The organism is Flavobacterium sp. LS1R10 (assembly GCF_003968825.1).
GTDB lineage: Bacteria > Bacteroidota > Bacteroidia > Flavobacteriales > Flavobacteriaceae > Flavobacterium.
Genome location: NZ_RYDH01000006.1, coordinates 179,934 through 196,197 on the forward strand (window position 1 = coordinate 179,934; position 16,264 = coordinate 196,197).

Here is a 16,264-nt window from a genome sequence, read left to right on the forward strand (position 1 = left end):
AACTTATTTATTTCTATTCTTTTCTTTTTCCCCCGCTAGCGCGAAGGTATTCTCATTTTTGCAGCCGTGAAACATCTGAAATCTATTTTAGCCCAACCACCCATCACGATCCAAACTTCTATACTGAATCGCTTCAGCAATGTGGCTGGAAACCACTATTGGAGCCGCATCGAGATCAGCGATAGTTCTAGCCACCTTCAAAATTCGATCATAGGCCCGAGCCGAAAGATTCAAGCGTTCCATCGCTGTTTTCAATAATTGTTTTGAAACATCGTCCAAGGCACAATATTCCCGAATGTGTTTGGTATTCATTTGGGCATTGTAATGGATATTTTCCATTTGCTCAAAGCGTTCGGTTTGAATTTCACGAGCCGCAGTCACTCTTTTGCGAATGTCTACACTACTTTCTGCTTTTTGATCATCCGATAATTTTTCGAAAGGGACTGGTGTCACTTCGATATGAATATCAATTCTATCTAATAAAGGTCCCGAGATTTTACTCAAATACCGCTGCATTTCATGTGGTGAAGAAGTTTGTGGCGAATCCGGATCGTTGAAAAAACCACTTGGACTCGGATTCATACTTGCCACCAGCATAAACGAGGATGGATAAGTAACTGTAAATTTAGCTCTGGAAATAGTCACTTCTCGATCTTCCAGCGGTTGGCGCATCACTTCCAGAACATCGCGTTTAAATTCCGGCAATTCATCCAGAAACAAAACGCCATTGTGCGCCATTGAAATTTCGCCGGGTTGCGGATAACTGCCGCCGCCAACAAGCGCCACATTCGAAATAGTATGGTGCGGGCTACGAAACGGACGCTGATTCATCAAACCTACTTCCTTCAATTTTCCGGCAACACTGTGAATTTTTGTGGTTTCTAATGCTTCACGCAACGTCATGGGAGGCAAAATACTGGGCAATCGCTTAGCTAACATGGTTTTTCCGGCACCCGGTGGACCAATCAAGATAATATTATGCCCGCCGGCAGCCGCAATTTCCATACATCTTTTTATAGACTCCTGCCCCTTGACATCACTAAAATCAAATTCAGGAAAGTCTAATGTTTTATAAAATTCGGCTCTAGTATCGATTGTTGTTGGTTCCAAAGTCCCTTTTCCTTCTAGAAAGTCAATTACTTCCTGTATGTTTTCTATTCCATACACATTTAATCCTGCAACAATTGCTGCTTCTTTCACATTTTGCTTTGGAAGAAAAAAACCTTTAAAACCCTCTTCTTTTGCTTTGATAGCAATCGGCAAAGCGCCACGAATGGGTTGCAAACCTCCGTCAAGCGAAAGCTCTCCCATGATTACATACTGGTCAATTTCATCGGCTTTAATCTGCCCAGAGGCTACCAGAATACCAATTGTCAAAGTCAGATCATACGCAGAGCCTTCTTTACGTAAATCCGCAGGAGCCATATTGATGGTGATTTTTTTGCCGGGCATCGCATAGCCATTGTTTTTAAGCGCAGCCGCAATGCGGTAACTGCTTTCTTTAATAGCATTATCTGGTAATCCAACTAAATGGTATCCAATCCCTTTATCAATATTTACCTCAACGGTAATTGTTGTGGCTTCAACTCCAAAAACTGCACTTCCAAAAACTTTAACTAGCATCTGTTTTTATTTGATTTTAAAATTAATGAAACTTTTCTTATTATTATTATAAATCTTACATAAATTCCAATAAAATAATGAACAGCAAAGATTTCATCAAAAGACACTCAAAATACTTTGGTATACAGCTCTATACGATACATTTTTCGCGAAAACAAAATGTTAAAATTAAAAAAAGTGAAGGTATAATATTAACATTTTTCTACTTTTAGAAAATAATTAGAAACCACACTATGAAAAAAATCCTACTCCTACTCTGTTTGAGTTTTTTGGTACCAAAAACCTATGCTCAGGAATACTTTCCTAATAACGAAAGTGTTCAAAACAAAAACACCAATTTCACTGCTTTTACCAATGCCAAAATTTATGTTACCCCAACACAAATTATTGAAAAAGGCACTTTATTAATTCAAAACGGAAAAGTAATTGGTGCCGGTGCTACCATTACTATTCCTAAAAATTGCGTTACTATTAATCTGGAAGGAAAATCAATATATCCTTCTTTTATTGACATTTATACCAGTTTTGGAATTGAAAAACCAAAAGAAATAACAAGTACGGAAAGAAATCCTTTGTACGATACTAAAAGAGTGGGATATTATTGGAATGAAAATATTCGCTCAGAAGTAAATGGATATGAAAGTTTTAAATACGACCCAACTAAAGCAGAGGAGTTGTTAAAAGCAGGATTTGGTGTTGTAGGTACTCACGTTCCGGATGGAATTGCCCAAGGATCCGGAATGTTAATCGCTTTGAACAACGCTGATAAAAGCACACAATTATTATCTGACAAAATCACTAATCACTTTGCATTTACAAAAAGTGCCACTACAAATCAATCCTATCCTAGCTCATTAATGGGAATGATGGCCTTATTACGCCAAATGTACTTTGATTTAGATTGGTACAAAAAAGGGAATGCTGCAACCAAAGATTTATCATTAGAAGCCTTATCAAATAATGAAAAATTAGTTCAAATTTTTGCTTCGGAGGATAAATTAAATAGTGTTAGAGCTTCTAAAATAGCAAAAGAATTTGGATTGAACTATGTATTGAAAGGCATAGGAAATGAATTTGAAAGAATTGAAGAAATAAAAAAAACAAATTCTAAATTTATTATTCCAATCAATTTCCCCGAAGCTTATGATGTGTCTGATCCGTACCAAGCCAATCAAATGGAATTGAAAGATTTGCGTTTCTGGAATCAAGCCCCTACTAATCTAAAGGTTTTGTCAGATAACGGTATTGTTTTCGCCTTGACTACAGACAAATTAAAGAAGGTGGAAGATTTCAGAACCAATCTTCTAAGAGCCATTAAATATGGTTTTGATACAACCAAAGCATTAGAAGCACTGACAACAATTCCAGCATCAATTTTAGGAAAAAGCAACGAAATTGGAAGTTTAAAAACCGGAAGTCTAGCTAATTTTGTGATCACCTCCGGAGAAATATTCGAAGAAAAAACCATCGTTTACGAAAACTGGGTTCAAGGAAGTAAGTATGTCATCAATGATATTATGGTTAAAGACATTCGTGGTAAGTATGACTTAACGGTCAATAACACCAAATACAAATGGACTCTTGACGGCGACATAGCTGCACCAAAATCAGAAATCACAAGTGTTGATGCTAAAAAAATAAAGTCTAAACTTACTATTGCTAATAACTGGATTTCAATAATAATCAAACCCAATGATTCCACAAAAACCAGCTTTACAAGAGCAACAGGATACATAGACGATATTGAGAAAATTTCTGGAAAAGCAATTTTATTCAATGGAAATGAAGTGAAATGGAGCGCTGTAAAAACGGCTCCTTTTGTAAAAGCGGTTGATTCTTCAAAAATTGAAAAAAACAATATGATCCTCCCTACAACATTTCCAAATGTTGCCTTCGGGACGGTAAAAAAAGCAACACAACAGACACTTTTATTCAAAAATGCCACGGTTTGGACCAATGAAAAAGAAGGTGTATTAGAAGAAACAGATGTTTTAATCAAAAATGGAAAAATTGCTGCTATCGGCAAAAACCTTTCTGATGCTTCCGCCACAGTTTTAGATGCAAAAGGCAAACATTTGACCAGCGGAATAATCGATGAACATTCCCACATAGCCATTTCAAGAGGTGTCAATGAAGGGGGACACAACTCCAGTGCTGAAGTAACAATTGAGGATGTAGTCAATTCCGAAGACGTTAATATCTATAGAGATTTAGCTGGTGGTGTAACAACTTCGCAATTATTGCATGGTTCTGCTAATCCTATCGGAGGACGCTCTGCCATTGTAAAATGGAAATGGGGCGCTTCTGCAGAAGAAATGCTTTACAAAGACCAACCAAAATTCATTAAATTTGCTTTAGGTGAAAATGTGAAACAAGCCAACTGGGGAATTACCAACCCTACTCGTTTTCCTCAAACAAGAATGGGTGTGGAACAGGTTTTTACAGATTATTTTCAACGTGCAAAAGAATATGACTTGGCTTGGAAAACTTATAATTCAAGTGGTAAAAAAGGAAAAGGGAAAGCGCCAAGGGTAGACTTAGAACTACAGACTCTAGCTGAAATCCTTAATAAGGAACGTTTCATTTCCTGCCACTCTTATGTGCAATCTGAAATTTTGATGTTGATGAATGTTGCCGAAAAATTTAACTTTAGAGTAAATACCTTTACACATATCCTTGAAGGATACAAAGTAGCCGATGAAATGAAAAAACACGGAGTAGGAGCCTCGACGTTCTCGGATTGGTGGGCGTATAAATTTGAAGTGAATGATGCCATTCCGTTCAACGGTCCAATCATGCACAATGCGGGACTTGTAGTAGCCTATAACTCTGATGACGCTGAAATGTCCAGAAGATTAAATCAAGAAGCTGCAAAAGCAGTGAAATATGGAAACATTTCAGAAGAAGAAGCATGGAAATTCGTGACTTTGAATCCTGCAAAATTATTGCACATTGATGATAAAGTGGGAAGTATAAAAATAGGAAAAGATGCTGATGTAGTACTTTGGAACAACAATCCTTTATCTATTTATGCTAAAGCTGAAAAAACAATAATTGAAGGTGTCGTTTATTATGATGTGCAAAAAGATGAAGCACAAAGAGTAGCAGTTGCCAAAGAAAGAAATGAGTTAATAGGCCAACTATTGCAAGAAAAAAACAAAGGAATGATCACTCAAGAGCCTAAAAAGAAGGAAAAAATAGAATATCATTGTGATTCTTTGGAACATTAAGCTCAAGAAATCTACGTTTCTTAAATCTAAAACAACAAAATAGGATGAATAAAAATATATATATTTTACTATTGGTATTTAGCATATCAATACTTACAAAGGCACAGCAAGCTCCTGCTTCAAAACAATCAAAATCTATTTTAATTCTAAATGCAACAGCACATTTAGGAAATGGCGAAATAATCGAAAACAGTGCTATAGGATTTGTAGAAGGCAAAATTACATTAGTGGCAGATGCCCGATTAATAAAACTAGCTCAAGGAGCGTATGATATTACCATTGACGCCAGCGGAAAACACGTATATCCAGGATTTATAGCGCCCAATTCTACCTTGGGCTTAGTCGAAATAGATGCCATAAAATCTTCTGATGATGAAAGCGAAATAGGAAATATGAATCCTCACGTAAGAAGTATTATTGCCTATAATGCTGATTCAAAAGTAATTGAAACCATTAAACCAAACGGAATTTTGATGGCGCAAATTACCCCACGTGGCGGAAGAATTTCAGGCACTTCATCCATCGTTCAGCTTGATGCCTGGAACTGGAAGGATGCACTGATAAAAGAAAATGATGGGATTCATCTTAATTTCCCTTCTAGTTTTAAAAGAAGTGGTTCCTGGTTTGAACCCGGAACAATTGAAGCAAATAAAGACTATAGCAAACAACACTCAGAGATAACTACTTTTTTGACTAGCGCAAAAGCATACTTAGCAGATAGCCCCAAAGAAAGAAATTTGATTTTTGAGGCTACAAAAGGATTGTTTGACGGAAATCAAACCTTATTCATACACGCAAATGAAGAAAAACAAATTATTGATGCTATACAAATGGCAAAAGAAAATGGAGTTAAAAAAATAGTAATTGTTGGTGGTTATGAAGCGTATAAAACGGCTGACTTACTTCAAAAAAATAACATTGGAGTATTATTAAAAAGAGTGCATGATATGCCTGAAAATGAAGATCATGACATTGATTTACCGTACAAAAACGCTAAATTATTGACAGATAAAGGCGTTGTTGTAGGCTTGGAAAACAGTGGATCCATGGAGCGTATGAATACCAGAAACTTACCTTTCCTGGCCGGAACATGTGCTGCTTATGGACTTGACAAAGAAAAAGCGCTACAACTAATAACCTTCAATACTGCCAAATTATTAGGGATCGATAAACAATGTGGTACTTTAGAACAAGGAAAGGATGCTACCTTATTTATTTCTGAGGGTGATGCTTTAGACATGAGAACGAACAAACTAACTAATGCTTTTATTCAAGGCAGAATGATCAGTCTTGAAACACACCAAACAAAAATGAACGATATTTATAAAACAAAATACAATCAAAAATAACAAATACAATGGGACTATTTAACGCCATCCTGGGCAATGCCTCTGAAGTAAACATTAAAGATGTTGCTACTGAATTTGAGCCAATCCTAATTGATGGAGAAACAATCGAAAAAGCATATAAATTAATTCGGGATATGTTTGTTTTTACCAATAAAAGATTGATTCTGGTCGAAAAACAATTGGTTGGAACCAAGGTTGATTATATGTCAATTCCGTATTTGAGTATCAAAAAATTCTCTAAAGAAAGTGCTGGAATATTAGATATGGATGCCGAGTTGAAAATTTGGTTAAACAATGACGCAACCCCAATTGTAAAACAATTTGGTAAAGGTGGTAATAACATTAATGAAGTTTACAAACTTTTAAGCAAACATCTTTTAAAATAAGGAGATCCTTTAGTTTTTGAAAAATGCATCACTTGTAGCTATACAATTGGTGCATTTTTTATATATCAAATTTTGTCTTAATGCTAAGTGCATTAAAATTCCCAGATTGGAAGTCTAATTTTTTACCACAAGACCCCAAGTATTCACTAAATTGGTGATTTTATTTAACTAGATTTTAATAAAAAACAAATTTTGTCTTTAAAATATAAAATACCCATAAAAAAATAGGGGTTAGATTGTAAAAATCATAAAAATAAAACATTAATATACTTTACTATAGGGGTATGTTGAACAATTTTATATTTTTATAAAAATTTAAAACTGAAAAACGATGCGAAAAATTATTCTAAGTGTGATATTGATCACGATTTTGGTATTAACCCTTTGTTCAAATTATTTCTTAGCCGAAAGTCCAGCTCCTACAGAAGCAGTAAAATTTGATACCGGCGATACCGCTTGGATGATCGTTGCAACTGCACTTGTATTAATCATGACACCCGGTTTAGGTTTCTTTTACGGTGGAATGGTAGGTAAAAAAAATGTCATTAGTACCATGCTTCAAAGCTTTATGGCAATGATAATCGTTACCGTGTTGTGGGTTGTCATCGCTTTCGGATTATCTTTTGGTCCAACTATTGGCGGAATAATAGGGAATCCAATTCCAAATTTATTTTTTCAAGGCGTAAATACAAATACATCTTGGGGTCTAGCTCCAACAATTCCATTTATGCTCTTTGCTTTATTTCAAGCAAAATTTGCCATCATTACACCCGCTTTAATCACCGGTGCTTTTGCAGAACGAATTCGTTTTTGGGCGTACTTACTATTTATGGTTTTATTCATACTGCTCGTTTATACCCCACTGGCTCACATGACATGGCATCCAGATGGTATTCTCTTTAAAATGGGCGTATTGGATTTTGCTGGTGGAACTGTAGTTCATATGAGTGCTGGTTGGGCTGCTCTGGCTGGTGCCATTTTCTTAGGCAAAAGAAAAGCAGAAAAAGGAAATCCCGCACGTATAACATACGTAATGTTAGGTACCGGATTGTTGTGGTTTGGATGGTTCGGGTTCAACGCTGGTTCCGCTTTAGGAGCTAATGGGCTTGCCGTACAAGCACTGGGGACAACTACTATTGCTGCTGCTGCTGCTGGAATGGCTTGGGTATTTCTTGATAAAATTCTTGGTCATAAATTGTCGGCAATGGGAGCTTGTATTGGCGTAGTGGTCGGATTAGTTGCCATTACTCCTGCAGCTGGTTTTGTTAGCATTCCTCATGCTTTGTTCATAGGAATTTTTGCAAGTATTGTGAGCAATCTGGTGGTTAGAAGTTTCCACAAATGTAAAATTGATGATGCTTTAGATGTATTTGCCTGTCACGGTGTAGGTGGCATCATTGGAATGCTTTTGACAGGTGTATTTGCTTCAAAATCAATAAACGCGGCAGTTGGTGATAACCAAGGACTTATTTTTGGAGAAACAACATTATTCTTAAATCAATTATTTGCTATGGTTGTCGTTTCCATATTTGCATTCTCAATGTCTTATTTCCTTTTCTATATTGTAAACAAAATAACTCCTTTAAGGGTAAGTGAAGAAAAAGAAGAATTAGGGTTAGATATTTCGCAACACGGCGAATTTCTATAAATCTTCGGTATAAAGTTAGAGACGCTCTGAAATTTCAGAGCGTTTTTTTGCTCTTATCCGTTCTAAATACCCATAAACTACAAAGCAATTCTTATTCTTTAAACAATAAACTAAAAACTTTAAAAATAGCGTAGTACATATTAATTTTGCCTGCATCCTTTAAAACTAAAATCCCAATCTTTAAAAAAGATTGGGATTTTAGTTTTAAATATAGTCGAATGCTTTTATGGCGCACAACCCGATTGCCGTTTTATTTTAAAACAGTACACTCAATTTTAGAGTCGTTATAAATCTTGTGCGTTTGTTTCTTAAAATCTTCAGGTTTTGCATAAAAGATATTGTCAACAAATGTCTGTGGATTCAAATCTATAAATGGAAACCACGTACTTTGAACCTGAATCTGGATTTTGTGTCCTTTTTTGAACGTATGAAATACATCTTGTAACTTAATATTAACTGCTGTTTTCTCATTGGCTACAAAAGGTTCTGGTTTTGAAAAACTATTTCTAAAACGGCCTCGCATAACTTCACTTCGTACCATCATGTGGTAATTACTCATCTTTAGATACGGAGCTACTTCTTTTGTTTCCGGTTCGTCATTTGGGAAAACATCAATCACTTTTACAATCCAATCCGCATCAGTTCCTGTAGTAGAAACTTGTAATTTAGCCAAGATTTCTCCGGCTAATGTGGTATCATCATTCAATACTTCTGTTTCAAAAACAATCACATCCGGACGTCGTGCAGCAAAACGCTGGTCATCGGTCATGTATTTCCTTGGCGTAAGTCCGTTTTGTTTAATATCCTCCGAATAGGGTACCGGTTTCTTAGGATCACTAATAAATTCTTCAAAAGAAATATTTTGCTTAGCCAATTTTGTCAATTTACTCCCTTGCAAAAAGAAATCTTGTTTTTCAGTATTTACGGGAGGCCAGGCATCATAGGTTTTCCACTCTTTTCTTCCGGTGTCAAAAACATAAGCTTCAGGCAATTTATTAGCTCCTTTTCCATTATTTTTCAAAAAATGACGAAAGAAATTAGATTCAATATTTTTTTGATAAAAACCAGAAATACTATCTCCAAAATTAATATTACCAATCACTTGCTTTGCTGAATTCCTAGCCCAATCACCATGACTCCAGGGTCCCATAACAATTGTGTTGTAGTTTTTACTGCTCTTTTCTATCGTACTGTAGGTATTCAAAGGACCGTATAAATCTTCGGCATCAAACCAACCTCCTACTGTCATTACCGCTGGTTTAATATTATTCAAATGCTGTAAAATTCCACGCTTTTGCCAAAAATCATCGTAACTGGAATGGTCTTTCAGCTGTTGCCAAAACTCATTCTCTTTTCCATAATATTTGTCTAAATTAGAGAGTGGTCCTGCATCCAGGAAAAACTGATAATCATCGTTTGTACCCGCATTCGTAAATTTGTACCAAGGTTCCGTAGTACGTTTTGTTTTTTGAGGGCCAAATAACGGAGTGACTTTCCAATAACTCAACAAATACGCTCCATTGTGATGAAAATCATCAAAAAAGAAATCAGCGATACATGCCTGAGGCGAAACGGCCTTCAAAGCTGGATGATTACTCAATAAAGAATATGTAGCGTAAAAACCTGGATATGAGATTCCCCAAGTTCCAACATTTCCATTATTGTTAGCCACATTTTTTACCAGCCACTCTATCGTATCATAAGTATCCGAAGCTTCATCCGTATCTTTCTTGCCTTTTTTATTTGGAATAAAACCACGCATGTTGTCATACAAACCATCACTCATAAATCGTCCTCGAACATCTTGATAGACTACAATATATCCTTCTTTCATCATCGTTTCACTGGGAGAAATGCTTTTCTTGAACTGATTTTCTCCATAAGGCCCCGAGTTATATGGTGTTCTTTGCATTATAATTGGATATTTTGTAGAAACATCTTTGGGAGTATAAATGGCAGTAAACAACTCTACTCCATCACGCATTTTAATATGCACTTCCTTTTTAGTATAATTTTCAGACACATAATTGGCTTTATTGTCTTGGGCAAACAGAACTGCACCAATAAAAAAAAGCGAAATACCTAATAGTTTTTTCATGAATTTTTTTGAGTTAAAATAATTTTTAAAGATAAAAAATCTCTTCGAATATTGCATCCATATTCCTTCTTTTTTGAAATTTATGAATTTTAGTTTATCAAAAAAACACCAAATATGTTAAAAAAAATAATCGTTTTTAGGATCTTTTTAAAGAAAACTGCACGGTCAGGTTGGCATTTTTCATCAAAAATTTCATTCGATTTTACTTCTATAAAACCAATACTATTAATGCAAAAAGTGGCCGTTATTTGTTGCAAAAAAGACAATATCTGCATTTTAAAAGGATTTTTTAGATAATTTGCCTTACATTTGTAAAATACCAAATTATTTTTTGTGGTTAATAAAGTCTTTTTTTTGCACTTTTAACCCAAAGCTAAGATCCCTTATTTTAGAAAATATTCTAAAAAAAATCATCTTTTTTTTGCAGTTTACTGCACCTTTTGCCTTTTGGAAAAATTCCATGTACAGGCTATTAAATAATCGAAAATTAATAATATGCACCTAATAGATTATGCAATCTTTGTTGTTTACATGCTGGTTATGCTAGGCGTTGGCGTTTATTTTTTCAATAAGAATAAAACCGCGGAAGATTTTTACGTTAGCGGAAGAAATATGAATAGCTGGCACATTGGTTTATCCGTTGTAGCCACAGATGTAGGTGGTGGATTCTCAATAGGATTGGGCGGTCTGGGTTTTACGATGGGAATATCCGGTTCTTGGATGCTGTTCACCGGACTGCTGGGCGCTTGGCTGAGTGCTGTTTTTCTAATTCCAAAAGTAAGTGCATTAGGACATAAATATAAGTTTTTCACTTTTCCCCAAATATTTGATCATTTTTATAATGCTAAAGTAGCGCTACTGGCCGGAATTATTTCGGCTATTGGATATCTTGGATTTACAAGTTCTCAGGTTTTGGCTGGAGCCAAATTAGCTTCGGCAACCATAGAAGGACTTAATTTACAAACAGCGCTAATTGTAATGGGACTTATCGCGGTAATTTATACGGCTATTGGAGGATTAAAAGCCGTTATTTATACCGATACAATCCAGTGGTTAGTCCTTATTGGCGGATTGGTTTTTATAGGAATTCCAGTTGCCTACAATGCCGTGGGAGGGTATGAGGCGATCAAGACTACCCTGGCACCTGAATATTTATCACTGACCAATGTAAAATGGTATCAGATTTTAAACTGGTCCATAACCATTATACCCATTTGGTTTGTAGGAATGACTTTATACCAGCGGATTTATGCTAGCAAAGGAGAGAAAGAAGCTAAAAAAGCATGGTTGATTGCGGGTGTTTTTGAATGGCCTATAATGGCATTTATGGGAGTGATTCTGGGAATGCTGGCTAAAGTGGCTGCAAACAAAGGAATGTTTGACGGTATTACAGATGCAGCCAATATGGATAGCGAAATGGGATTGCCTATTTTACTGGCCACCATACTCCCCGTTGGATTAATGGGGCTGATGCTTTCTTCCTATTTTTCGGCCATACTTTCTACCGCGGACAGCTGCTTAATGGCAGCTTCCGGAAATATTGTCACTGATATTATTGCTAAATTTTCAAAAAAAGAATTGAGTCATAAAAAAGAGCTTCGGCTCTCACAATTGGTCACCTTAATTGTAGGTCTTCTTGCTATTTTAATTGCTTCCCAAATGCAAAATGTACTGGAACTGATGCTCTACTCTTATGCTTTTATGGTGTCGGGCCTTTTCGTTCCGGTAATAGGCGCTTTATTTTGGAAGAAAAGCCATCCAACAGCTGCTTTTTGGAGCATGTTATTTGGGGGTGCCACCACAATCCTGCTAATTGTTACAGAGAATAAACTACCTTTAGATTTAAAATTACCGGAACATTTAGATGCAAACCTTTATGGAATAAGTATTTCTCTTATTTTATTCGTTACAATATCACTTTATCACCATAACAAAAAAGAAAGACAAAATGGAATTCAAACAAATTAATGACACAACCGGAGAAGATACAATTTATACCAATCAAATTATAGCATTATTCCTTTATACCCATTTAGAACAATATGGCGATACGATTGAAGACATTCGAAAATGTATTGATTACGTTATGAATCCTACAAAAGGAGGCAACATTGTAGTGGGAATCGAAGATCAAAAAATCGTAGGAGTTGTCATCTTGAACAACACGGGAATGAAAGATTTTATTCCTGAAAATATTTTGGTATACATTGCCGTGGACAACAGCCAACGGGGAAAAGGGTTTGGAAAACAATTGATGCAAAAAGCAATATCAATTGCCGAAGGAAATATTGCCCTACATGTAGAACCTGATAATCCTGCCAAAAAACTATATGAAAAACTAGGCTTTACAAATAAATATTTGGAAATGCGCCTCATAAAATAGTCCAAAATGGAAAATTCAAACCAGTTTACCGATTCACTTGTGCAGTTACGAAAGGAATTACACAAACACCCAGAGGTTTCGGGTAAAGAAAATCAAACAGCAAAACGCGTCCTATCTTTTCTCGAAAATTACCCTCCGGATGAATTGATTACCGGAGTAGGAACAACTGGTGTGATTGCAATTTATAAAGGTAAAAAAAATGGGAAAACAGTATTATTCCGATGTGAATTAGATGCTTTGCCAATTGAAGAAACGAATCGTTTTGAACATCGTTCACTAATTGATGGTGTCTCACACAAATGCGGACATGATGGACACATGGCTATTCTTTGTGGTTTGGCAGCTGAATTGCATCAGAACAAACCGGACTCAGGAACCGTCATTTTGCTGTTTCAACCGGCTGAAGAAGATGGTAGTGGTGCTCAAAAGGTGTTTTCAGATACTAAATTCACTTTGATTCAACCTGATTACGTCTTTGCGCTGCACAATTTACCAGGGTTTCCAATGCATCAAATTGTAGTAAAAAACGAAACTTTTACCTGCGCCGTAAATAGCATTATCATAAAATTAAAAGGAAAAACAGCCCATGCCGGTGAACCTGAAAGAGGAATTAATCCTACTCTGGCAATAGCCGCCATTATCAATCAATTTAATGCTACTATTCAGACCGATATTACCAAAGAAAACTATTGCCAGATAACTCCCATTTATACCAAAATAGGTAAAAAAGCATATGGTGTAGCAGCTGGTGCGGGAGAAATTCATTTTACAGTACGAAGTGATAGCAATTTACAGATGAGAAAGATCGAAATAGCTTTAGAAAATGCAGCCCAATCAATCGCAAAAGAATATCAACTGAAGTGTAAAACGCAATGGACACAAAGTTTCCAAGCCAATGAGAATGACAAAACTGCTGTAGCATTCATCAAAAAGGCAGCAGAAATTAATGGTTTTGAACTATTCGAAAAAGAGAAACCATTCACTTGGGGCGAAGATTTTGGTTTGTTCACACAGCACTATCCCGGCGCCATGTTCGGACTGGGAGCTGGGGTAAACACTGCCGCACTACACAATCCTGATTATGATTTTCCTGACGAAATTATAGCAACTGGAGTGGCTGTTTTTCATCACATCAGCAAACAAATTACAAATGCACACTAACTCAATAATAGAGCTTAATCGCTCCGCGTATCAAAAGAACATCGATTTTCTAAAAAAAACCTTTGGAAAAAAAGTACTGATTTCCTCTGTCGTAAAAGGAAATGCGTATGGTCATGGAGTACAGCCGTTTGTGGCTATGGCTTTTCAATGTGGTGTAACTCATTTTTCTGTTTTTGATGTTCAGGAAGCCAAAGTCGTAAAAACAACACTACAGGACAAAGCAACTATTATGGTTATGGGACTCGTTCAGGATGAAGATATGGAATGGGTAATCAAAAATGATATTGAATTTTTTGTCTTTGATAAAACTCGACTGACGAAAGCTATGAAAACAGCTAAAAAACTCGAAAAAAAAGCAATTCTGCACATTGAAGTAGAAACCGGAATGAACCGAACTGGTTTTGATAAGAACGAACTGAATACTGTTATTACTTTTTTAAAGAAAGAAGAACAACATCTTACTTTCAAAGGGCTTTGTACTCATTATGCCGGGGCCGAAAGTATAGCTAATTATTACAGAGTGGATCAGCAAATCAAGAAGTTTGAAGAAATTTATGCCTTTTTTTGTAAAAATGATCTGAAGCCACAAATGAGACATTCTGCTTGCTCTGCAGCATCAATAATGTTTCCACAAACCAGAATGGATATGGTGCGAATCGGAATAATGCAATACGGATTGTGGTCCAGTCCGGAAGTATTTGTTACCTATCTCAATTCTAAAAAAAATAAAATAGATCCGCTGCAACGCGTTATCACTTGGAAAAGTGCTATAATGAGCGTAAAGAAAGTAAATATTGGTGATTTTATTGGGTATGGAACCAGTTTTATGGCCAAAAGAAAAATGAAAATTGCTGTTATCCCTATTGGTTACTGCCACGGATACAGTCGCTCGTTGAGCAACCAAGGTCGTGTACTTATTCATGGACAACGCTGTATTGTAGTGGGTTCCGTAAACATGAACATGATGACTGTCGATGTTACTGATATCGACATGGCAAAAAAAGAAGATGAAGTGGTCTTGATAGGCACACAAAAAGAGCTATCCGTTTCTGTAGCTTCCTTTAGTGATTTCAGCAACCAACTCAATTACGAATTATTAACTCGGATTTCCAAATCAATTCCACGTAAAATCATAGAATAATGGCTTTTATAAAACTATATCGCAAAAAACTTGAAGAAAATTATGCCTTTCTGGATACTATTTTTAAATCCAGAAATATACAATGGGGCGTGGTTTCCAAACTATTGTGTGGAAATAAAATTTATCTCAAAGAAATCATCGCTTTAGGAGTACGTGAAATTCATGATTCCAGAGTAAGTAATTTGAAAAAAATTAAAGCCTTGGATCCGGAAATTCAAACCGTGTATATTAAACCACCTGCTAAACGAAGTATTGAAAGTATTGTGCGGTATGCTGACATCAGTTTTAATACTGAAATCTATACCATACAATTACTTTCAGAGGAAGCCGTAAAACAAAACAAGACCCATAAAATCATCATTATGATTGAAATGGGAGACCTTCGTGAAGGTGTAATGGGTGAAGAATTGATCGACTTTTATGGCACAATTCTAAAAATGCCTAATATTGAAATCTCTGGAATTGGTACCAATTTCAATTGCCTTAGCGGTGTAATGCCCACGCAGGACAAATTGATTCAATTGAGCTTATACAAACAGCTAATTGAAGCTAAATTCAATATCAGTATTCCATTTGTCTCCGGAGGAACTTCTGTTACTGTACCGCTACTCCTAAAAAATGCCCGACCAATGGCCGTGAATCATTTTCGAATAGGGGAAGCCCTATTTTTCGGGAAAGATTTGTTTACAGGAAATACCATAGAAGGAATGCACAATGATGTTTTCAAATTATACGCTGAAATCATCGAAATTACAGAAAAACCAAATACACCAACAGGGGAGTTAGGCGAGAATGTAGCCGGAAATTCCTTTTCGATGGATGCTGTCACTGATTTAGGCGATACTTCCCTTAGAGCTATTCTAGACATTGGTTTGTTAGACATGCAACCACAATACATCGAATCTGATGATACGGATATCACTATAGTAGACGCCAGTTCTGACATGCTGGTTATAGACATTTCAAATTCTAAAAAAAATTATAAAATTGGGGATTTAGTGGCGTTCAAAATACGATATATGGGCGCATTGTATCTTTTAAACTCTGCTTATATCGAGAAAATAATCGAATAAAAGGCCATTTTGTACCCTATCTTGAATATGCATCTCACGCATCAAAACCGAGTAAATTAAGTCTATAGTATTAAATATAAACACAAATTACACGAATTTCCACGAATTGAATCGTAGAAATTAGTGCAATTCGTGTTTAATATTAGATCTAGTATTTTTCCAGACGTACCTG

General features: G+C 35.9%; 11 protein-coding genes. 9 read left to right on the plus strand and 2 right to left on the minus strand.

All coding sequences use genetic code 11. The features are described 5' to 3' along the window. Positions 1-87 precede the first annotated feature (87 nt). A complete protein-coding gene (locus EKL96_RS11785) occupies positions 88-1,623 on the minus strand; it encodes a YifB family Mg chelatase-like AAA ATPase (RefSeq protein WP_126462556.1) in 1,536 nt (511 codons plus the stop codon). 233 nt (positions 1,624-1,856) lie between these two features. Between EKL96_RS11785 and EKL96_RS11790 the strand changes: the two genes are divergently transcribed. From EKL96_RS11790 to EKL96_RS11805, 4 genes are all read left to right on the plus strand, one after another. After that, positions 1,857-4,853: an amidohydrolase family protein gene (locus EKL96_RS11790; RefSeq protein ID WP_126462559.1), complete on the plus strand. Its 2,997-nt coding sequence runs from the start codon at positions 1,857-1,859 to the stop codon at positions 4,851-4,853. A gap of 44 nt (positions 4,854-4,897) precedes the next feature. Further along, the gene (locus EKL96_RS11795) at positions 4,898-6,202 is read left to right on the plus strand and encodes an amidohydrolase family protein (protein ID WP_126462562.1); all 1,305 of its coding nucleotides are present in this window, start codon (positions 4,898-4,900) and stop codon (positions 6,200-6,202) included. Positions 6,203-6,210: 8 nt separating this feature from the next. Beyond that, a complete protein-coding gene (locus EKL96_RS11800; RefSeq protein ID WP_126462565.1) occupies positions 6,211-6,588 on the plus strand; it encodes a PH domain-containing protein in 378 nt (125 codons plus the stop codon). Positions 6,589-6,919: 331 nt separating this feature from the next. Beyond that, complete coding sequence (locus tag EKL96_RS11805; RefSeq protein ID WP_126462568.1) at positions 6,920-8,236, plus strand: ammonium transporter; 1,317 nt, start codon at positions 6,920-6,922, stop codon at positions 8,234-8,236. A gap of 250 nt (positions 8,237-8,486) precedes the next feature. On the opposite strand, the gene EKL96_RS11810 is transcribed toward EKL96_RS11805, so the two are convergent. Then, the gene (locus EKL96_RS11810) at positions 8,487-10,334 is read right to left on the minus strand and encodes a CocE/NonD family hydrolase (RefSeq protein WP_126462571.1); all 1,848 of its coding nucleotides are present in this window, start codon (positions 10,332-10,334) and stop codon (positions 8,487-8,489) included. A 495-nt stretch (positions 10,335-10,829) separates the two neighbouring features. On the opposite strand from EKL96_RS11810, the gene EKL96_RS11815 reads away from it, so the two are divergent. Genes EKL96_RS11815 through EKL96_RS11835 form a run of 5 tightly spaced genes read left to right on the plus strand, consistent with a single transcriptional unit; the run spans position 10,830 to position 16,092 of the window. After that, positions 10,830-12,302 (plus strand): sodium:solute symporter, encoded by a 1,473-nt coding sequence (locus EKL96_RS11815; protein WP_126462574.1) that lies wholly within the window; start codon positions 10,830-10,832, stop codon positions 12,300-12,302. Then, complete coding sequence (locus EKL96_RS11820) at positions 12,283-12,717, plus strand: GNAT family N-acetyltransferase (RefSeq protein WP_126462577.1); 435 nt, start codon at positions 12,283-12,285, stop codon at positions 12,715-12,717. Before EKL96_RS11815 ends, EKL96_RS11820 begins: the two co-directional genes overlap by 20 nt. Before the next feature lie 6 nt (positions 12,718-12,723). Further along, positions 12,724-13,878 (plus strand): amidohydrolase, encoded by a 1,155-nt coding sequence (locus tag EKL96_RS11825; protein ID WP_126462580.1) that lies wholly within the window; start codon positions 12,724-12,726, stop codon positions 13,876-13,878. Then, the gene (gene alr, locus EKL96_RS11830) at positions 13,868-15,019 is read left to right on the plus strand and encodes an alanine racemase (protein ID WP_126462583.1); all 1,152 of its coding nucleotides are present in this window, start codon (positions 13,868-13,870) and stop codon (positions 15,017-15,019) included. Before EKL96_RS11825 ends, alr begins: the two co-directional genes overlap by 11 nt. After that, on the plus strand, positions 15,019-16,092 hold the full coding sequence (locus tag EKL96_RS11835; protein ID WP_126462586.1) for an alanine/ornithine racemase family PLP-dependent enzyme: 1,074 nt from the start codon (positions 15,019-15,021) through the stop codon (positions 16,090-16,092). Before alr ends, EKL96_RS11835 begins: the two co-directional genes overlap by 1 nt. Positions 16,093-16,264: the final 172 nt, after the last annotated feature.